The following is an 18,582-nucleotide window of genomic DNA, read 5'->3' on the forward strand; positions in this document are numbered from 1 at the left end:
GAACTATACGCCTACCTACAAAACCAGTCAACACCCAACTTCAAAAAAATTAAAATTTTTTCACAACTATCTGTATTTAAATAATTTAAAATTTATTGGATTTTATCGTTCGATAGATAAAACAGATATCCAAAGATAAATAGTCCTGCAGTTTTACTCTTAATTGCCACATTCAAACACTCTATATCTCTATACTACTGGCGCTTTAGTCCCATCTACTCTTACAATCTCTACTTTCTCCAATAAAACAATCATAAATTTAGAATAGTCCCTATTATGAATAACGAAAAGATTCAACAAAAATTTGAACAAGCATATCACTCTTTTATCGAAGAGGAAAATTACGAGGAAGCGCTAAAACGTGCCGAGATTCTTTGCCTTCTCAATCCACAATCTGTCGAATTTCATCACAAAGTTGCTTATGCCTATCTGAAGCAGTTGAAATGGGAAAAAGCCATTGAGGCTGAAATGAAAACGTTAGAGCTGGATAGCACCTATATTCCTGCTTTGGATTTACTTGCCCATGCTTACGGCGCCCTAGATAATTGGGAAAAAACCGGGTTTTACGGTCATCAGGCTTTGGTTCTAAAAGACAAAGCCATCCCAGACCTAGAACATGAAATAATTCCGACATCAGCTCCAAAAAACGGCAAACGGATTATCTCCTTTTCTTTATTTGGCAATAATTCCAAATATATTGAGCCTGCCGTCTTAAACACCCAGCTTGCTCCTGTACTTTTCCCCGGTTGGACATGTCGTTTTTATATTGACGATTCTGTATCGGCTGAAGCTATTCAACGATTTAGAAATAACGGTGCAGAAGTGATTAAGGTTGGCGCTCCATTGGACAACTGGCCGGGTACGATGTGGCGCTTTCTTGCCATCAATGATCCCGAGGTTGAATACGTTATTTTCCGTGATGCAGATTCTATTATTTGTTATCGTGATGCAGCGGCCGTATCCGAATGGATAAAAAGTGGTACACTATTCCACACTATTCGTGACTCGGGCTCGCATACTGCCCTAATTCTTGCGGGTATGTGGGGCGCTAAAGCGGGCGCAGTCCCAGATATGCAGGAAAGGATTCAAAACTTTGTCGACGAGGGCTATCCTTCCAGGCATTTTGCCGACCAAGATTTTCTAGAAAAAGAATTGTGGGCCTATATCCGTCAGAATCTGTTTGCACATGACAGATTATTTGATTTCTGTAATGCACACGAAATTCCCGGCGAGTTCTACTCTAATTATCAAATCGCTTTCAGCGAAGGGGTCACCAGCTTTAATGCAACGACTGATTATGAAGACGGCAGTCTGGCAAGATGGACGCTGTACTCCAGTGCTTCGCCTTTGGTCAATCCGGACTACTCGCTCAATGTTGTTCCTGAATTTAAAGTCTGCAGTTATGTGACTGAAGTGAAAAACGGGGTGGTTTCAGCATTCTTACCGAAGAGATATGGCAATGCGATTAAAGCAAAACTGGCCAGGATCAACATCGAACAAATCTAATTTGATTTGATTCCTATATACCTCATTTAATGAACCCATTATTTATGAGCAAACACATTCTCCTCGGCATTACCGGCGGTATTGCGGCGTATAAATCTTGCGAACTGGTCAGACTGCTGAAAAAGCAAGGACATTCTGTATCAGTGGTAATGACAGATTCTGCGACGGAATTTGTCTCCCCACTGACTTTCCAAGCTTTAACCGGCAACCCTGTTTTATCGGATACCTATTCAGGCACTTCCAATAATGGCATGGCGCACATCAATCTGACGCGTGAAGCTGACGCATTTCTTATTGCACCAGCCACTGCCAATACGATCGCCAAAATTGCCAACGGATTGGCTGACAACCTGTTGACTACTTTGGCCGCAGCCAGAAAATGTCCTTTGGCCGTTGCGCCTGCAATGAATGTCGAAATGTGGAACAACCCTGCCAACCTGCGCAATATTGAGCAGCTGGTTTCAGACGGCATTACCGTGTTTTACCCAAACAGCGGCGAACAGGCTTGCGGCGAAACAGGTACCGGCAGAATGGTCGAAGCGGTCGATCTGGCAGATTTGTTAGAGGATTTATGGACACCCAAGCTATTGAGCGGCAAAAAAGTTCTGATTACAGCCGGCGCAACGTTTGAAGCCATCGATCCTGTCCGCGGCATTACCAATATTTCCAGCGGACAAATGGGCATGGCTTTAGCACGTGCGTGCCGTGCTGCCGGAGCGAAAGTCACGCTGATTTACGGTCAAATTCAGATGGCCTTGCCAGCAGGCTTGGCTCATTCCGAACAAGCTGTCAGCGCAGAAGCCATGTATCAGGCAGTTCACCGCCATATCCATGAGCAAGATGTCTTTATTTCCGTTGCAGCCGTTGCAGACTATAAAGTCAAAAACAGCAGCAACGAGAAACTGAAGAAAAACGGCAATCAGCCTCCAATTATCGAACTGACGGAAAATCCGGATATTCTCGCATCCGTTGCCGCCCTACCTTCTCGACCATTCTGCGTCGGCTTTGCTGCCGAAAGCCATCAGGTTTTGGAATTTGCTCGGGCAAAACGTTTGCGCAAAAACGTACCGATGCTGGTAGCCAACCAAGTTTCCGTTTCCATGGGCAAACCAACCAATCAAATCACCATTATTGATGACCTTGCCGAAACCTCATTTCCGGAAACATCCAAACGCCAAGCAGCGGATGAAATCGTCAAACGTCTGACTGAGTTGTTGGCTTGATAAAAAAAGGCCGTCTGAAAATTTTTCAGACGGCCTTTGTTCAAACACATTAAATCACAATCCCAATTCGCGCAGGAAACGAATATCGTCTGCCCAACCGGATTTCACTTTCACCCAAATCTTCAAAAAGACTTTGGTATCAAATAATTTTTCCATATCAAGGCGGGCTTCAGTAGAAATTTTCTTCAATTTCTCCCCACCCTTGCCAATCAAAATCGCCTTTTGGCTGTCTTTATCGACCAACACCGCGATATAAATGCGGAACAGTCCGCTTTCCTCTTCCTCAAACTGCTCCACTTCAACATTCATCGCATACGGCAACTCTTCGCCCAAATAACGGAACAGTTTTTCGCGCACAATCTCCATCGCCAGAAATCGGCTGGATTTATCCGTCACCATATCTTCCGGATACATCGGGATACTTTCCGGCAGATACGGCTTGAGCAATTCCAGCAAATTGGCAATACGCAGACCATGTTTCGCGCTGACTGCCTCGCTGGCGGCAAATTCAAACTCTTGGCGCACTTCATTGATAAAAGCCTCAAGCGCAAATTTGTCTTTGGCTTTATCTTTATCGATTTTATTGACCACCAATACCACAGGCGTATGCTTAGGCAACTGCTTCAGCACCACGCGGTCCGCATCGGTAAAGCGCATGGCTTCCACCACAAAAACCACCACGTCCACGCCGCTCAACGCTTCGGTTACGTTTTGATTAAGACGGTCATTCAAGGCATTGCGGTGATTGGTTTGAAAACCAGGCGTATCGACAAACACAAATTGCGCCGTGTCGTCGGTGTAAATACCGGTTACACGGTTGCGCGTGGTTTGTGCTTTTTTACTGGTAATACTGATTTTCTGACCAATTAAATGGTTCATCAGCGTGGATTTGCCGACATTCGGACGACCCACGATGGCCACAAAGCCGCAACGATAATCCGTCGGGTGTTGCGACTCGTTTTGCAAAAAGGTTTCGATATCCATTTATATATGACTTTCTTGATTGTTTCAGACGGCCTTTGCATTTTTTCAAAGGCCGTCTGAAGTATCATTTTTTAGCTTTTTTCAAAGGGAACTTCTGTTCCAACCACTCTAAAGCTTCACATGCCGCTTTTTGCTCGGCCACTTTCCGACTGCTGCCGCGTGCATTGCAGATGAAACCGAGTTCGCCCAAATCACAGGAAATCACAAACATCGCATCAGCCGTCTGCTCCGCCTGCTCTTCGATTCGGTATTTCGGCAGGGCAAAGCGACGTGCCTGCAAGGCTTCCTGCAAAGCGGTTTTACTGTCTTTCTTGCCGATATTCAAATCCGCACGTTTCACGCGTTCCGCAAACAAATGGCGAACCACTTTTTCCGCCGCAGAAAAATCAGCGTCAAAGCTGACCGCCGCAAACATCGCCTCCATTGCGTCAGCCAAAATCGAAGGCCGTCTGAAACCGCCGCTCTTCAACTCGCCGGCACCCAAATACAAACCGTCGCCGACATTCATTTCCAACGCGATTTCAGCCAATACGCCTTCATTCACCAAAGCCGCGCGCATCCGCGACAACTCGCCTTCCGACAATTTCGGAAACGCGTCAAACAACATCCGCGCCACTGAATAGTTCAAAATCGAATCGCCGACAAATTCAAAACGCTCATTGTGTTTGGCATTGTAGCTGCGGTGAGTCAAAGCCTGCTGAAGCAGCTCCATATTGCGGAACTCATAGCCCAGACGCTTTTGAATCGCTCGATGCGCCTGCTGTTTGAGCAAATCAGGTTTCATTCCATACTTTCAAAAAAACAGCCGGAAAGCACGCCTCATCCGCAGTGAAACAAAATAAAAAGGCTACACCGGCAACTTTTTTATTTTGGCTCATTGTTTCTTGCGTCCCTCAAGCCGATAAACAATCAAAAGCCGTCATGTTCAAACCTGACGGCACTTGCCGACATTGTACCATCAAACCGACCCTGCACACATCCGTGCGGAAAAGCGGCGAATCGTGTAAAATCATGCCAAATCATCTCTTTGCCAACTCCATGAACAAATTTGCCCAAGCATTGGCCGCAGCGCTCGACCGCTGCATTGTTACCAACACCGTCGCCGAACAAGGCAAACCCGTCGGCTTCCTCTACCGCGAAGCCCCCGTATTTGAAAACGACAGCGGCTGGCGTATTTTCAGCGGCGACGAAACCGACGAATACACCGACAATCCCGACAACTTCAGCATTGTCAGCCTCTCCGCCATTACCGCAGACAATCCCGACATCGCGCCCCTGCTGACTCAGGCAGAAGGCAGCGCGTGGGAATTAAACGAAGACGGCGAGTTCCAAGCCGTTGCCGATTGGCAGCCGCAAGAATAATCCATCCCCATTTCGTTTCAGACGGCCTTCCCTATAACCAGGCCGTCTGAAACCGAGCCGAATCCCTATTTCACCAATATTGAAGGAATCATCATGAACATTATCGAACCCCGCCTCGACGGTACCAACTTGCGCATCGGCATCGTTCAGGCCCGCTTCACCAACGAAATCGGCAGCGAAATGGTCAAAGTTTGCTGCCGCACCTTAAAAGAATTGGGCGTAGCCGAAGACAACATCACGCTTGCCACCGTCCCCGGCGCGCTTGAAGTGCCTATCGCGCTGATGAACCTCGCTTCATCCGAACAATTCGATGCCCTGATTGCCATCGGCGTTGTCATTCGCGGCGAAACCTACCACTTTGAATTGGTATCCAATGAATCCGGCGCAGGCGTCAGCCGCGTTGCCCTTGATTACAACATCCCGATCGCCAACGCCATCCTGACGACCGAAAACGACGAACAGGCCGTCGCACGCATCGAAGAAAAAGCCTCCGATGCCGCCAAAGTTGCCGTAGAATGTGCCAACTTGGTCAACCATCTTTTGTCAGAACAATACGAAGACGACGAAGAATAAGTTCTCCCCGTATTGAATACCGCATATTTTCAGACGGCCTCCCAATCATGACATTGAGGCCGTCTGAATCATTCAATATTCAGCCGACAACCATCGGCACCCTCTTCACAAGGAATACCCATGAAAAGCCCACGCCGCCGCGCACGCGAGCTTGCCGTACAAGCCATTTATCAAGCAGGCATCAACAAAACAGCCGCTCCCGAAATCGCCAAAAACATCCGCGAACTGTCCCAAGCGCCCAATATGGATGAAGAGCTGTTCAACAAACTGTTTTTCGGCGCGCAAACCCATGCCGAAGAATACATGGAAAAAATCAGCCCCCTGCTCGACCGCGACGAGAAAGATCTCAGCCCTATCGAACGCGCCGTTTTGCTGGTTGCCTGCCATGAGCTGAGCACCATGCCTGAGACCCCCTATCCTGTCATCATCAACGAAGCCATTGAAGTCACCAAAACTTTCGGCGGCACCGACGGCCATAAATTCGTCAACGGCATCCTCGACCAACTGGCTTCACGCATCCGCCCTGACGAACCGCGCCGCAAAGGCTAAGATGGGCTTCACATCGGGCCGGGATTACCAATCTTTGCCCTGTATAAGCTAATGTGCTTATACAGCCAAACCATCCAAAAGGCCGTCTAAAATTCAGACGGCCTTTTATATTTCGATTTATTCCGATTTTGGTATTTCATAACCGGGGCAGTTTTGTTTATCACTGTTTGCCCAGATGATACCGCTGTCGTTGTAATAAACGGTACAAGTTTCATCGGCATTGGTTTCTCTATTGGGTACAGCCTTCAAAATATAACCTGAATCGGAAGGATCAGGCATAGAATCCGTACCTTCGGAAAAACTAATATTGAAATATTGATTCTGCTGCAAATTTTCGGTAGGAAACCCTACAAAAGTACTTTTTTGAGTATAGTAGCGTTCAAGTTGTTGGGCATTATGCAGCATCTGTGTGCGGACGGATGCGAGACGCGTTTGGCGGATGTAGTTTTGATAAGACGGATAGGCGATGGTAGCGAGAATGGCTGCAATCAAAACGACTATCAGCAGCTCGATAAGCGTGAAGCCTTGTTGGTGTTTCATTTTATTTGTGTCGTTAATAATTGGAATAAGACATGAATATTATAGTCGTTTTCTTGCGGCTTAAATGTTCAGATTCGGAGGGAGTTTGGGAATTTATGTAAACGAGGTACAAGTTCTGAAAAATATCTTCATCCTTTTATTTTTTATTTCAATAAGTTAAACTTCAATTTAAGTTGACCGTCTCTTGGTTGGTCTTGGTCTTTACAGTAAAATCCAGTTGTTTTTTTGTTTCTATCAATACATTGGTTGCTTGTCTGCGACGTTATTTTATTGAATTGGTTCCTTTTATATGTCTAAAGTTTTCAAGTGGGCGGCCGGTACGGCTGTTATCGTGGCTGCGGCTTTCGGCGGCTGGTCTTTGATGAAGCCTGAGCCTCAGTCTTCTTTTATTACGGAAGTGGTCAAACTCGGCGATATCCGTCAAACCGTATCGGCAACCGGCGAAATCTCGCCTTCCAATTTGGTATCCGTAGGCGCGGAAGCTTCAGGCCAGATTAAAAAACTGTATGTGAAACTGGGCCAACAAGTAAAAAAAGGCGATCTGATTGCAGAAATCGACTCAACCAATCAGCTCAACACCTTAAATACCGAAAAATCCAAACTAGAAACTTATCAGGCAAAATTGGTTTCTGCCGAAATCGCACTTTCCAGCGCGGAGAAAAAATATAAGCGCGAACTTGCCTTATGGAAAGAACAGGCCACTTCCAAAGAAGATTTGGAATCTGCACAAGACTCTTTAGCCGCAGCCAAAGCCAATGTCGCCGAACTGAAGGCCTCCATCAAACAATCCAAAATCTCCATCAATACAGCCGAATCCGAACTGGGCCACACGCGGATTACCGCCACCATGGACGGCACCGTAGTCGCCATTCCTGTTGAAGAAGGCCAATCCGTCAATGCGGCGCAATCTACGCCGACCATTATCCAACTGGCCAATCTGGAAACCATGTTAAACAAAATGCAGATTGCCGAAGGCGATATTACGAAAGTCAAAGCCGGTCAGGATATTTCGTTCACCATTTTGTCCGAACCGGACACGCCGATTAAAGCGAAATTGGACAGCGTCGACCCCGGCCTGACCACCATGTCTTTGGGCAGCTACACCAGCAGCACGGACACGACTTCCAATGCAATTTACTACTATGCCCGCGCCTTGGTGCCAAATTCCGACGGCAAACTTTCCATCGGCATGACCACTCAAAACACGATTGAAATCAACGGCGTGAAGAATGTTTTGCTGGTACCGACGCTGACTGTAAAAAAGCATAACGGCAAATCCTATGTCAGCATTTTGGGCGCAGACAATAAAGCGGTAGAACGCGAAGTGACCGTCGGTTTGAAAGACAGCATGAATACCGAAATCAAAAGCGGCTTGAAAGAAGGCGAAAAAGTGATCGTTTCTGAAATGAGCGCAGATGAAAAGAATAAGAGCAGTGAACGCGCGATGATGGGTGGCGGCCCTCCTCGCTGATTGATTAAGGTCGTCTGAAAGGTTTGGCTGTGTTTCAGACGGCCTTAGTTCCTGTATTTCTATTTTTCGCCCGGAAAGATTATGAGTTTAATCGAATGTAAGAATATCAACCGTTTTTTCGGTAGCGGTGAAAACCGTGTACACGTATTGAAAGATGTCAGCCTTTCTATTGAGAAAGGCGACTTTGTAGCGATTATCGGACAGTCCGGCTCAGGCAAATCGACGCTGATGAATATTTTGGGTTGTCTGGATACCGCCACTTCCGGCTCTTATCAAATCGACGGCATCGAAACATCGCAAATGCAGCCGGATGAGCTGGCGGCTTTGCGCCGTGAGCGTTTCGGCTTTATTTTCCAGCGTTACAACCTGTTAAGCTCGCTGACCGCCCGGGACAACGTCGCCCTGCCTGCCGTGTATATGGGCATGGACAGCAAAGAGCGTGCGGAACGTGCGGAAAAACTGTTGGGCGATTTGGGTTTGCAAAATAAAGAAGGCAACAAACCCAGCGAACTTTCCGGCGGTCAGCAACAGCGTGTTTCGATTGCCCGCGCGTTGATGAACGGCGGCGAAATCATCTTTGCCGACGAGCCGACCGGCGCATTGGATACCGCCAGCGGTAAAAACGTGATGGAAATCATCCACAAGCTGCACGAAGACGGGCATACCGTGATTATGGTTACCCACGATCCGGGCATTGCGGCAAACGCAAACCGCGTCATCGAAATCCGCGACGGTCAGATTATTTCGGATACGTCTAAAAATCCTGATATTCCGCCAAGCAAAGTGGAGAGGATTAAAGAAAAAGCTTCTTGGTCGTTTTATTACGATCAATTTATGGAAGCATTCAAAATGTCTGTGCAGGCAATTATGGCGCACAAAATGCGTTCGCTGCTGACCATGCTGGGGATTATCATCGGTATCGCTTCGGTGGTATCGGTAGTGGCATTGGGTAATGGCTCGCAACAAAAAATCTTGGAAGACATCAACTCGATGGGCACAAACACCATCAGCATCTTCCCCGGCCGTGGTTTTGGCGACCGCCGCAGCGGACGGATCAAGACACTGACGATTAATGACGCAAAAGCCATCAGCCAACAAAGTTACGTCGCCTCCGCCACCCCTCAAACCAACTCCAGCGGCACCTTAACCTACCGTAACACCGACCTGACCGCCTCGCTTTACGGCGTAGGCGAACAATATTTCGACGTGCGCGGTTTGAAATTGGAAGAAGGCCGTCTGTTTGATGATGACGATGTAAAAACCGATGACCAAGTCGTCGTCATCGACCAAAACACCAAAACCAAACTCTTCGGCGAAGGTGTCAATCCTTTAGGCAAAACCATCCTTTTCAAAAAACGCCCGTTAACCGTCATCGGCATTATGAAAAAGGATGACAACTCATTTGGCAATTCCGACTCGCTGATGCTTTGGTCGCCTTATACAACGGTCATGCACCAAATTACCGGCGAAAGCTATACCAACTCCATCGTTGTCAAAATCAAAGACGATGCCAACACACAGGTTGCCGAAAAAAGCCTGACCGAGCTGCTGAAAGCACGCCACGGTACAGAAGACTTCTTTATGAACAACAGCGACAGCATCAAAGAAATGGTGGAAAGCACAACCGGCACCATGACGCTGCTGATTTCTTCCATCGCGGTCATCTCTTTGGTGGTCGGCGGTATCGGCGTGATGAACATCATGCTGGTCTCCGTTACCGAGCGCACCAAAGAAATCGGCGTTCGCATGGCAATCGGCGCACGCCGCAACAATATTTTGCAACAGTTCCTGATTGAGGCCGTCTTAATCTGTATCATCGGCGGCCTGTCCGGCGTATTGCTGTCCGCAAGCATCAGCCTGGTGTTCAACTATTTTGTTACCGACTTCCCAATGAGCATTTCCATGACTTCCGTCATCGGCGCAGTCGTCTGCTCCACCGCCATCGGCGTCGCGTTCGGCTTTATGCCTGCCAACAAGGCTTCCAAGCTCAACCCGATTGATGCGCTGGCTCAGGATTGATTATGTTTCAGACGGCCTATTATTTTAGGGCCGTCTGAAATGCTGTTACCCGAAAGATTTTTTATGAAGACGAAACCTTTTTCCCAAGCAGCCTTATCATTGGCTGTTGCCCTTGCCCTAAGTGCGTGCGCCGCGCCTAAAGCCAATCCGAACCTGACGCTGGAAGCGACCGGCCAAGTCATGAGCGCGGCGGAAACTGCCGAACGCTACGATGTAAACGGCAACTGGTGGGAAATCTACCAAAGCCAGCAGCTCAATGCGCTGATGGAGCAGGCGCTGGCGAACAATGTCGATTTGAAACAGGCCGCCATCAGCGTCAACAAAGCTTTGTATCAAGCCAATATTTTGGGCGCGGATTTGGTGCCTTCGTTCAGCGGATCGTTGGGCGCGAACGCTTCTAAAAACCTGAAAACCGGCAGCCATGGCAATACCTTCAGCAGCCAGCTTGGTTTGAGCTACGAATTGGATTTGTGGCGCAAACTCAGTGCCACTGCCGATGCGCAGGTATGGGAATACCAAGCCACGCATGAAGACATGGCCAATACACGCCTGACTTTGATTAATAATGTCGCCGATGCGTATTTCAATATCTCCTACCTGAACGAAGCCATCGAGTTGGCGAAAAAATCGCTGAAGCAATACCAGGAAATCAACCGCATTGCGAATGCCAAGTTCCACTACGGCCGAGCCGACTCAAGCCAGCCGACCCAAGCCAAACAGTCATTGCTGAGCGCAGAAAACAGCCTGTTGTCTTTGCAAAACAATTTGGATACGCAAAAACAGGTTTTGCGTAATTTATTGAATTTAAGGCCGTCTGAAAACATGGCCGCCGATCCGGCACAATTCCGCCTGCTGCCGGTCAAAGGCGTGAACTTGGACGTACCGATTACCGTTTTAGCCAACCGCCCCGACCTGCGCGCCGCCGAATACCGCCTGCAGGCGTCGCAGCAATCGGTCAACGCGCAAAAACGCAGTTGGTATCCGTCGATTACTTTGGGCGCAAGTTTGAGTACGTCTTCCGATAAAGCGAAAAGCACGTTCAATATCCCTATGTTAGGCGGATCGGCCACCATCAATCTGCCTTTCCTTAATTGGCAGATCATGAAATGGAAAGACAAAACCGTACAAGCGGAGATGGACAGTGCCAAGCTGAATTTTGAAAAAGCCCTGACTACCGCGCTCAACGAGGTCAACACCAATTACCTTGCCTACAAAAACGCGCAGGCCAGCCTTGCCAATCAAGAACAGCGTTATCAGTTGGACAAGAAAAACAGCCATTACTATCAAGTACGCTACCAACACGGTAAAAACGAGCTGAAAGACTGGCTGGAGGCTTTGAATTCGGAATACAGCTCGGCGCAAAACCTACTGAACCAACGCTATGAAGCCTTGAAATACGAAAATATGGTGTATAAAGCCATGGCTGGACGTTATACGCCGAAATAGCATTTTCAGACGGCCTTTGGTTAATTTCCGTCAAAGGCCGTCTGAAACCATTCAAGCAACTGAATTTTCATATATAATCGCGCGTTTATTTGATTTTATCCGGACAACATTATGGCCTTCGCCTCTCTCTTTACGCTTTTGGACGACATTACCGCCGTTTTGGACGACGTAGCGATGATGACCAAAGTCGCCGCAAAAAAAACCGCCGGCGTGGTCGGTGACGATTTGGCGCTCAACGCCAATCAGGTAACCGGCGTATCCGCCGAGCGCGAATTGCCGATTATTTGGGCGGTGGCAAAAGGCTCTCTGGTCAATAAGCTGATTCTGGTGCCGCTTGCACTGTTGCTTTCCGCTTTCCTGCCAGCGCTGATTACGCCCTTGTTGATGATCGGCGGTGTTTATTTGTGTTTTGAAGGCGTGGAAAAACTGTTGCACAAATTCTTGCACCGCAATGAACACGAAGACGGACACGATGCCGAGCCTGAAGTCACAGACGAAAAAACAAAAGTGAAAGGCGCGGTCCGCACAGATTTCATCCTCTCCGCCGAAATTATTATTATCGCGCTGGGCGTTGTTGAAAAATATGACCTGATGACGCGTTCTTTGGTTATGGCCGCCATCGGTGTCGGCATGACGGCATTGGTCTATGGTTTGGTCGGCATTATCGTCAAACTTGACGACCTCGGCATGATGTTGATGCGCCAAAAAAGCGTTGCTGTGCAAGGTATCGGACGCAGTTTGATTTCATTTATGCCTTGGTTTATGCGTGGCTTGAGCATTGTCGGCACGCTGGCGATGTTCTTGGTTGGCGGCGGACTGATCACCCACAACCTTGGCTTTTTGCACGATTTCCTCCACGCACAGCATTGGGACAGCGGCATGATGGAACATATCGCCAACTTGGTGGTCGGAGTAGCCGCCGGTGCATTGGCTTGCGCAATCGTCCTGCCTGCAATGAAATTGTTTCAAAAAGACTGATTTTGTTTCCCTGCCGTCTGAAAACTTTTCAGACGGCCTCAATACCATTTAAAGCATGAATATTTTCCGTAAACTCGAACAATATTGGCAACATCCGCTGCTTTACTGGCCGCTGGTCATCTTGATTGCCGCCGCGACACCGTTCACTTTCGCCCCGTATTATCATTTCTGGCTGATGCCGCTGTTGTTTGGCGCGCTGATACGCCTGATTGAATTGCGTCCACGCTTTGCCGTCATGACTGCCTATCTGTTCGGATTAATCGGTTATACGGCGCAGTTTTATTGGATACACACTGCCTTGCATGATGTTTCGGGTTTGCCGGATTCATACGCCATCCCCCTCACCTTCCTGCTGCCGGCATTTCTTGCGCTTTATCCGGCCATCTGTTTTTGGGTGTGGAGAAAATGCAACCTGTCGCGCTGGGCCAAAACCGGCCTCCTGCTGCCGATTTTGTGGACGCTGGCAGAATTTGCCCGCGAACGTTTCCTGACTGGATTCGGCTGGGGTGCAATCGGCTATTCCCAAATCATCAAAGACAGCCCGTTGGCAGGCTTCGCGCCTTTGGGCGGCATTCATATGGTCACGCTGGCAACCGCTTTTCTCAGCGCATGGCTGGTGTTGCTGATTGACAACCACGGCCGTCTGAAACACCGCCTCCTGCCCTTATTCCTTATCGTTGCACTCTGCTCCGTCGGCTACATTTCCCAACAAACCGAATACACCCGCCCTGACGGCAGCACCAGCACGGTTGCCCTGATTCAAGGCAATATCGAGCAAAATCTGAAATGGAAAGAAGAGCAAATCATCCCAACCATTCAGAAATACTACGAACAAATCAGCAAAACCAGTGCTGACATCGTCATCCTGCCCGAGACCGCCCTGCCACTGATGCGCCAAGACCTGCCCGAAGGCATCTTGGAACAATTCGCCGAGCAAGCGCAAAGCAACGGCAGCGCGTTGGCCATCGGTATCAGCCAATATACGCCCGACGGCAACGGCTACGAAAATGCAGTCATCAATTTGAGCGACTATCACAACAGCACTTCCGATACCATCCCCTACTACGCCAAGAACCACCTCGTTCCATTTGGCGAATACAAGCCCTTGCCCACCATTACCGAGCGCCTCTATAAAATGATGGATATGCCTTTGGCCGACTTTCAAAAAGGCGGCGACAACCAAGCGCCTTTGGTGATGAAAGATCAAAAAGTCGCCTTCAATATCTGCTATGAAGACGGTTTCGGCGACGAACTCATTGCAACGGCGAAACGCTCCACCTTGCTTGCCAACATCAGCAATATGGCGTGGTATGGCAAGTCCAATGCCATGTACCAGCAGCTTCAACAGTCCCAAGCGCGTGCAATGGAACTGGGCCGCTACATGGTTCGCGCCACCAATACCGGCGCGACCGCCATTATTTCCCCTAAAGGTACGATTGTTGCCGAAGCCCAACCGGATACAGAAACCGTCCTCGAAGGCCACGTTAAAGGCTATATCGGCGAAACGCCTTATATGAAAGCAGGCGGCTCAACATGGCTTATCAGCATTTTGGCCGTTATCGGCGTATTCCTTATCCTGATTGGCCGGAAAAAACCAGAATAAAAAATTTTTAAGACCTTGTTATACAAGGTCTTTTTTATCACCAAAACTATTTACATACAGAAATGTTTGTAATATACTTAGCCAAAACCTAGCAAATCACTCAAATTTTCTAAGACAATCAACCCTTGCGATTCAAGCAGTAAAAACTATTGGATCTATCGTTAATTTACAGAAAAAATCCAACCCATAACAAAACAAACCACAGGCAGTGTTATACTGCTTGTCACACAATAAACAAAAAGCCGTTTTCAGACGGCCCAATCAAGGAGAGTATCCTTTATGAATAAAGCTTTTGCATTACCCGTTATCCACAGCGGCAACGGTAGCCTCGAGCAATACATTCATACTGTCAACAGCATTCCCATGCTGACTGCCGAAGAAGAAACACAACTGGCCGAACGTCAACAAAAAGGCGATCTCAACGCCGCCAAACAGCTTATTCTGTCTCATCTTCGCGTCGTCGTATCCATTGCACGCGGTTACGACGGCTACGGCCTCAACCAAGCCGACCTGATTCAAGAAGGTAATATCGGCCTGATGAAAGCCGTCAAACGCTACGAACCGAGCCGCGGCGCGCGCCTGTTTTCGTTTGCCGTGCATTGGATTAAAGCCGAAATCCATGAATTCATTTTGCGCAACTGGCGTTTGGTCCGCGTTGCCACAACCAAACCGCAACGCAAACTGTTCTTCAATCTGCGCAGCATGCGTAAAAACCTGAATGCCTTGTCTCCAAAAGAAGCGCAAGAAATCGCCGACGATTTGGGCGTCAAATTGTCCGAAGTCTTGGAAATGGAACAACGCATGACCGGTCACGATATCGGCATCATGGCAGAAAACAACGATGACGAAGACAACTTCGCCCCTATCGACTGGTTGGCCGATCACGATGCAGAGCCTAGCCGCCAGTTGTCCAAACAAGCCCACTACGCCCTGCAAACCGAAGGTCTGCAAAACGCCTTGGCACAACTGGACGACCGCAGCCGCCGTATCGTTGAAAGCCGCTGGTTGCAAGACGATGGCGGTTTGACCCTGCACGAATTGGCTGCCGAATACGGCGTATCTGCCGAACGCATCCGCCAAATCGAAGCCAAAGCTATGCAAAAACTGCGCGGTTTCTTGGCAGAAGAAGCTGAAGCCGTTTAAGCCTTTCTTGATAAAAGGCCGTCTGAATCTTTTCAGACGGCCTTTTCGATGGCAAACCTCATTGCATCTTCTCCCCCAACACATTCATTTTAAAGCCCACTTAAGCTATAATACCCACCACACACACTACCCAGTCATACCATAACCATGCAACTTACCGTCGTCGGACTCAATCACCAAACCGCGCCCTTGAGCATACGCGAAAAACTGGCATTTGCAGCTGCAAATCTGCCGGATGCCGTGTCCAACCTCGCGCGTAGTGAGGCGGCGGAAGAAGCAGTCATTCTTTCTACCTGCAACCGCACCGAGCTTTACTGCGTCGGCGAAACCGAAAAAATCATCGACTGGTTGGCACAATATCACGACCTGCCTGCCGAAGAAATCCGCCCTTACCTCTATACCTTAGATAATAATGAAACCGTCCGCCACGCCTTCCGCGTCGCCTGCGGTTTAGATTCCATGGTCTTGGGCGAACCGCAAATTCTCGGTCAAATCAAAGATGCCGTCCGCGTTGCGCAAGAACAGGAAAGCATCAACACCCACTTAAACGCCCTGTTTCAAAAAACCTTTGCCGTTGCCAAAGAAGTGCGTACCGACACTGCTGTCGGCGAAAACTCCGTCTCCATGGCTTCTGCATCGGTCAAAATGGCAGAGCAAATCTTCCCTTCCATTTCTGATCTGAACGTCCTTTTTATCGGCGCAGGCGAAATGATTGAGCTGGTGGCTACTTATTTTGCCGCCAAAAATCCCAAGCTCATTACCGTTGCCAACCGCACACACCAGCGCGCGCAGGAATTGTGCGACAAACTCGGTGTCAACGCCGAAGCTTGCCTGCTGAACGAATTGCCCGATATTCTTCACGATTACGACGTGGTTGTTTCTTCCACTGCCAGCCAACTCCCACTCGTCGGCAAAGGCATGGTCGAACGCGCATTGAAAAAACGCCACAACATGCCTGTTTTCCTGCTGGATTTGGCTGTTCCGCGCGATATCGAAGCCGAAGTCGGCGAATTGGAAGACGCATATCTCTATACCGTAGACGACATGATGGACATTGTCCAAAGCGGTAAAGATGCGCGCAAAAAAGCAGCGGCGGCGGCTGAAAGCATGGTGGAAGAAAAAGTCAGCGAATTTATCCGCCTACAGAAAAACCGCCAAAGCGTTCCGCTTATCCGCGCCTTGCGCGACGAAGGTGAACGTGCACGCCGCCAAGTATTGGAAAATGCCATGAAGCAACTGGCAAAAGGCGTATCCGCCGAGGATGTCCTCGAACGCCTCTCCATTCAGTTGACCAACAAACTGCTCCACTCTCCGACACGCACGCTCAATAAAGCTGGCTCGGACAACAGCGAATTAATCGATGCCGTGGCACAGATCTACCATTTGGATCAACACGACTGACCACAATTTAAAGGCCGTCTGAAAAAAGCGAACCGACCGACAGGTCATATTCAAAAGTTTTCAGACGGCCTTAAAACAATAAAATCCCAATTATCATTTTTTCATTTAAAATGAAATGCTTGAAAAAAAACCGTTAAAGTGTAAAAATCCTACCTTATACATTTAAACAGCATTCAAACAATAAAACTGCCTGCCGATTCAAACGCATGCCGACAATACGATAGGCACCGGCAAAAGGAACTTTCGTGCATATTAAAACAAACACATATCTGGCCCTTGCTGTCCTCTCAGCTTCCCTTCTTTCAGGTTGCGACAAAGTCAGCACCTTTTTCGACAAAGACGAAAACAAAGAACTCGTTCAACGTATTGAAACCAATACCGATGACGGAAAAGTCGGTATGTTGTTGCCCGACTTCGCCCAACTGGTGCAAAACGAAGGACAGGCCGTCGTCAATATTCAAGCGACACCGGCAAAACGCTCTGCGACACCGGATGACGACCACAGCATGGACCTGAGCCAATTTCCCGACAACGATCCGTTTTACGAGTTCTTCAAACGCCTTGTTCCCAATATGCCAGACATGCCGCAAGAAGATACCGAAAGCGACGATCTGAATTTCGGCTCCGGCTTCATCATCAGCAAAGACGGCTATATCCTGACCAATACCCACGTGGTTGCTGGCATGGGCAATATCAAAGTCCTGCTCAACGACAAACGCGAATACACGGCCAAACTGGTCGGCTCAGACGCCCAATCCGACGTTGCCCTCTTAAAAATTGAGCCGCAAGAAGACTTGCCGGTTGTCAAAATCGGCAATCCGAAAGATTTGAAACCGGGCGAATGGGTAGCCGCTATCGGCGCACCTTTCGGCTTTGACAACAGCGTAACTTCAGGCATCGTCTCCGCTAAAGGCCGCAGCCTGCCGAATGAAAACTACACGCCGTTCATCCAAACCGACGTTGCCATCAACCCCGGCAACTCAGGCGGCCCGTTATTCAACCTCCGCGGCCAAGTAGTCGGCATCAACTCGCAAATTTACAGCCGAAGCGGCGGTTTCATGGGCATTTCGTTTGCCATTCCGATTGATGTTGCCATGAATGTGGCCGATCAATTAAAAGCCAACGGCAAAGTCCAACGCGGTCAATTAGGCGTGGTTATCCAAGAAGTTTCTTACGATTTGGCCAAATCTTTCGGTTTGGACAAAGCAAGCGGCGCGCTGATTGCCAAAATCATGCCGAACAGCGCAGCGCAACAAGCCGGGTTGCAAGTCGGCGATATTGTCCGCAGCGTAAACGGAGAAGAAGTCCGTGCCTCCAGCGACTTGCCGGTCATGGTCGGCTCGATGATGCCGGGCAAAGAAGTGACTTTGAGCATTTGGCGCGGCGGCAAACAAACCGATGTCAAAGTCAAACTTGGCAGCGCAGCCGAACAAACGGAAACTTCTGCAAAAGAAGCCGAACACCCGCAACACGAAGGCGGCCATGACGGATTTACCGTTGAAAATGCAGGCCTAACTTTGCAGGTTGAAAACGCAGACGGCAAACAACGCTTAATCGTTCTGCGCGTTAGCGGTGCGGCCGAACGTGCCGGCCTCAAACGCGGCGACGAAATTATTGCCGTCAGCCAAATCAGCGTCAATGACGAATCCACTTTCCGTAGCGCATTGGAAAGCGCAGGCAAAAACGTACCGCTTTTGGTACAACGCGAAGGCAATACTTTGTTCCTCGCGCTAAATCTGCAATAGCAAGATTTTCAGACGGCATGATGATGCGTTAAATGATAA

General features: G+C 48.7%; 16 protein-coding genes. 13 read left to right on the top strand and 3 right to left on the bottom strand.

Going from position 1 to position 18,582, the window contains the following annotated elements:
* The first annotated feature begins 276 nt into the window (after positions 1–276).
* Together HMPREF2952_RS06610 and coaBC are read left to right on the top strand one after the other, a co-directional pair.
* The gene (locus HMPREF2952_RS06610; protein ID WP_004519703.1) at positions 277–1,506 is read left to right on the top strand and encodes a tetratricopeptide repeat protein; all 1,230 of its coding nucleotides are present in this window, start codon (positions 277–279) and stop codon (positions 1,504–1,506) included.
* Between the two features lie 44 nt (positions 1,507–1,550).
* Positions 1,551–2,729 carry a bifunctional phosphopantothenoylcysteine decarboxylase/phosphopantothenate--cysteine ligase CoaBC gene (gene coaBC, locus HMPREF2952_RS06615; protein ID WP_039862104.1) on the top strand — a complete coding sequence of 393 codons (1,179 nt, stop codon included), beginning with the start codon at positions 1,551–1,553 and terminating at the stop codon, positions 2,727–2,729.
* 54 nt (positions 2,730–2,783) lie between these two features.
* Here coaBC and era read toward each other — a convergent pair whose 3' ends face one another.
* Entirely contained in the window at positions 2,784–3,713 is a 930-nt protein-coding gene (gene era, locus HMPREF2952_RS06620; protein ID WP_036493257.1) for a GTPase Era, read from the bottom strand.
* Positions 3,714–3,777: 64 nt separating this feature from the next.
* On the bottom strand, positions 3,778–4,497 hold the full coding sequence (gene rnc / locus HMPREF2952_RS06625; RefSeq protein ID WP_003683027.1) for a ribonuclease III: 720 nt from the start codon (positions 4,495–4,497) through the stop codon (positions 3,778–3,780).
* A gap of 254 nt (positions 4,498–4,751) precedes the next feature.
* On the opposite strand from rnc, the gene HMPREF2952_RS06630 reads away from it, so the two are divergent.
* The 3 genes from HMPREF2952_RS06630 to nusB all read left to right on the top strand — a co-directional run bounded on the left by HMPREF2952_RS06630 (position 4,752) and on the right by nusB (position 6,197).
* Positions 4,752–5,075 carry a DUF2185 domain-containing protein gene (locus HMPREF2952_RS06630; RefSeq protein WP_039862122.1) on the top strand — a complete coding sequence of 108 codons (324 nt, stop codon included), beginning with the start codon at positions 4,752–4,754 and terminating at the stop codon, positions 5,073–5,075.
* A gap of 93 nt (positions 5,076–5,168) precedes the next feature.
* Positions 5,169–5,648 carry a 6,7-dimethyl-8-ribityllumazine synthase gene (gene ribH, locus HMPREF2952_RS06635; protein WP_003748562.1) on the top strand — a complete coding sequence of 160 codons (480 nt, stop codon included), beginning with the start codon at positions 5,169–5,171 and terminating at the stop codon, positions 5,646–5,648.
* Positions 5,649–5,768: 120 nt separating this feature from the next.
* Positions 5,769–6,197, top strand: a complete 429-nt coding sequence (nusB, locus tag HMPREF2952_RS06640; RefSeq protein ID WP_004519698.1) for a transcription antitermination factor NusB — start codon at positions 5,769–5,771, stop codon at positions 6,195–6,197.
* 117 nt (positions 6,198–6,314) lie between these two features.
* On the opposite strand, the gene HMPREF2952_RS06645 is transcribed toward nusB, so the two are convergent.
* On the bottom strand, positions 6,315–6,737 hold the full coding sequence (locus HMPREF2952_RS06645; RefSeq protein WP_004519697.1) for a type IV pilin protein: 423 nt from the start codon (positions 6,735–6,737) through the stop codon (positions 6,315–6,317).
* A gap of 289 nt (positions 6,738–7,026) precedes the next feature.
* On the opposite strand from HMPREF2952_RS06645, the gene HMPREF2952_RS06650 reads away from it, so the two are divergent.
* The 8 genes from HMPREF2952_RS06650 to HMPREF2952_RS06685 all read left to right on the top strand — a co-directional run bounded on the left by HMPREF2952_RS06650 (position 7,027) and on the right by HMPREF2952_RS06685 (position 18,543).
* Positions 7,027–8,208, top strand: coding sequence for an efflux RND transporter periplasmic adaptor subunit (locus tag HMPREF2952_RS06650; RefSeq protein WP_004519696.1), 1,182 nt, complete (start codon positions 7,027–7,029; stop codon positions 8,206–8,208).
* Positions 8,209–8,289: 81 nt separating this feature from the next.
* On the top strand, positions 8,290–10,227 hold the full coding sequence (locus HMPREF2952_RS06655) for a MacB family efflux pump subunit (RefSeq protein WP_070695414.1): 1,938 nt from the start codon (positions 8,290–8,292) through the stop codon (positions 10,225–10,227).
* 63 nt (positions 10,228–10,290) lie between these two features.
* Positions 10,291–11,673 (top strand): TolC family protein, encoded by a 1,383-nt coding sequence (locus HMPREF2952_RS06660; protein WP_039862103.1) that lies wholly within the window; start codon positions 10,291–10,293, stop codon positions 11,671–11,673.
* Between the two features lie 111 nt (positions 11,674–11,784).
* Complete coding sequence (locus HMPREF2952_RS06665) at positions 11,785–12,651, top strand: DUF808 domain-containing protein (RefSeq protein ID WP_049344865.1); 867 nt, start codon at positions 11,785–11,787, stop codon at positions 12,649–12,651.
* A gap of 55 nt (positions 12,652–12,706) precedes the next feature.
* Positions 12,707–14,254, top strand: coding sequence for an apolipoprotein N-acyltransferase (gene lnt, locus HMPREF2952_RS06670; RefSeq protein WP_004519692.1), 1,548 nt, complete (start codon positions 12,707–12,709; stop codon positions 14,252–14,254).
* Between the two features lie 279 nt (positions 14,255–14,533).
* On the top strand, positions 14,534–15,397 hold the full coding sequence (gene rpoH / locus HMPREF2952_RS06675; RefSeq protein WP_004519690.1) for an RNA polymerase sigma factor RpoH: 864 nt from the start codon (positions 14,534–14,536) through the stop codon (positions 15,395–15,397).
* 147 nt (positions 15,398–15,544) lie between these two features.
* Complete coding sequence (gene hemA, locus HMPREF2952_RS06680; RefSeq protein ID WP_003684306.1) at positions 15,545–16,798, top strand: glutamyl-tRNA reductase; 1,254 nt, start codon at positions 15,545–15,547, stop codon at positions 16,796–16,798.
* Between the two features lie 245 nt (positions 16,799–17,043).
* Positions 17,044–18,543: a DegQ family serine endoprotease gene (locus tag HMPREF2952_RS06685; protein ID WP_004519688.1), complete on the top strand. Its 1,500-nt coding sequence runs from the start codon at positions 17,044–17,046 to the stop codon at positions 18,541–18,543.
* The last annotated feature ends 39 nt before the right edge of the window (positions 18,544–18,582 follow it).

Source organism: Neisseria sp. HMSC068C12, from assembly GCF_001814095.1.
GTDB lineage: Bacteria > Pseudomonadota > Gammaproteobacteria > Burkholderiales > Neisseriaceae > Neisseria > Neisseria perflava.

What these genes read in the sequence shown, in the direction of transcription:
- HMPREF2952_RS06610 (WP_004519703.1), top strand. Translation starts at nt 277, where the DNA reads ATGAATAACGAAAAGATTCAACAAAAATTTGAACAAGCATATCACTCT.
- coaBC (WP_039862104.1), top strand. Translation starts at nt 1,551, where the DNA reads ATGAGCAAACACATTCTCCTCGGCATTACCGGCGGTATTGCGGCGTAT.
- era (WP_036493257.1), bottom strand. Translation starts at nt 3,713, where the DNA reads ATGGATATCGAAACCTTTTTGCAAAACGAGTCGCAACACCCGACGGAT.
- rnc (WP_003683027.1), bottom strand. Translation starts at nt 4,497, where the DNA reads ATGAAACCTGATTTGCTCAAACAGCAGGCGCATCGAGCGATTCAAAAG.
- HMPREF2952_RS06630 (WP_039862122.1), top strand. Translation starts at nt 4,752, where the DNA reads ATGAACAAATTTGCCCAAGCATTGGCCGCAGCGCTCGACCGCTGCATT.
- ribH (WP_003748562.1), top strand. Translation starts at nt 5,169, where the DNA reads ATGAACATTATCGAACCCCGCCTCGACGGTACCAACTTGCGCATCGGC.
- nusB (WP_004519698.1), top strand. Translation starts at nt 5,769, where the DNA reads ATGAAAAGCCCACGCCGCCGCGCACGCGAGCTTGCCGTACAAGCCATT.
- HMPREF2952_RS06645 (WP_004519697.1), bottom strand. Translation starts at nt 6,737, where the DNA reads ATGAAACACCAACAAGGCTTCACGCTTATCGAGCTGCTGATAGTCGTT.
- HMPREF2952_RS06650 (WP_004519696.1), top strand. Translation starts at nt 7,027, where the DNA reads ATGTCTAAAGTTTTCAAGTGGGCGGCCGGTACGGCTGTTATCGTGGCT.
- HMPREF2952_RS06655 (WP_070695414.1), top strand. Translation starts at nt 8,290, where the DNA reads ATGAGTTTAATCGAATGTAAGAATATCAACCGTTTTTTCGGTAGCGGT.
- HMPREF2952_RS06660 (WP_039862103.1), top strand. Translation starts at nt 10,291, where the DNA reads ATGAAGACGAAACCTTTTTCCCAAGCAGCCTTATCATTGGCTGTTGCC.
- HMPREF2952_RS06665 (WP_049344865.1), top strand. Translation starts at nt 11,785, where the DNA reads ATGGCCTTCGCCTCTCTCTTTACGCTTTTGGACGACATTACCGCCGTT.
- lnt (WP_004519692.1), top strand. Translation starts at nt 12,707, where the DNA reads ATGAATATTTTCCGTAAACTCGAACAATATTGGCAACATCCGCTGCTT.
- rpoH (WP_004519690.1), top strand. Translation starts at nt 14,534, where the DNA reads ATGAATAAAGCTTTTGCATTACCCGTTATCCACAGCGGCAACGGTAGC.
- hemA (WP_003684306.1), top strand. Translation starts at nt 15,545, where the DNA reads ATGCAACTTACCGTCGTCGGACTCAATCACCAAACCGCGCCCTTGAGC.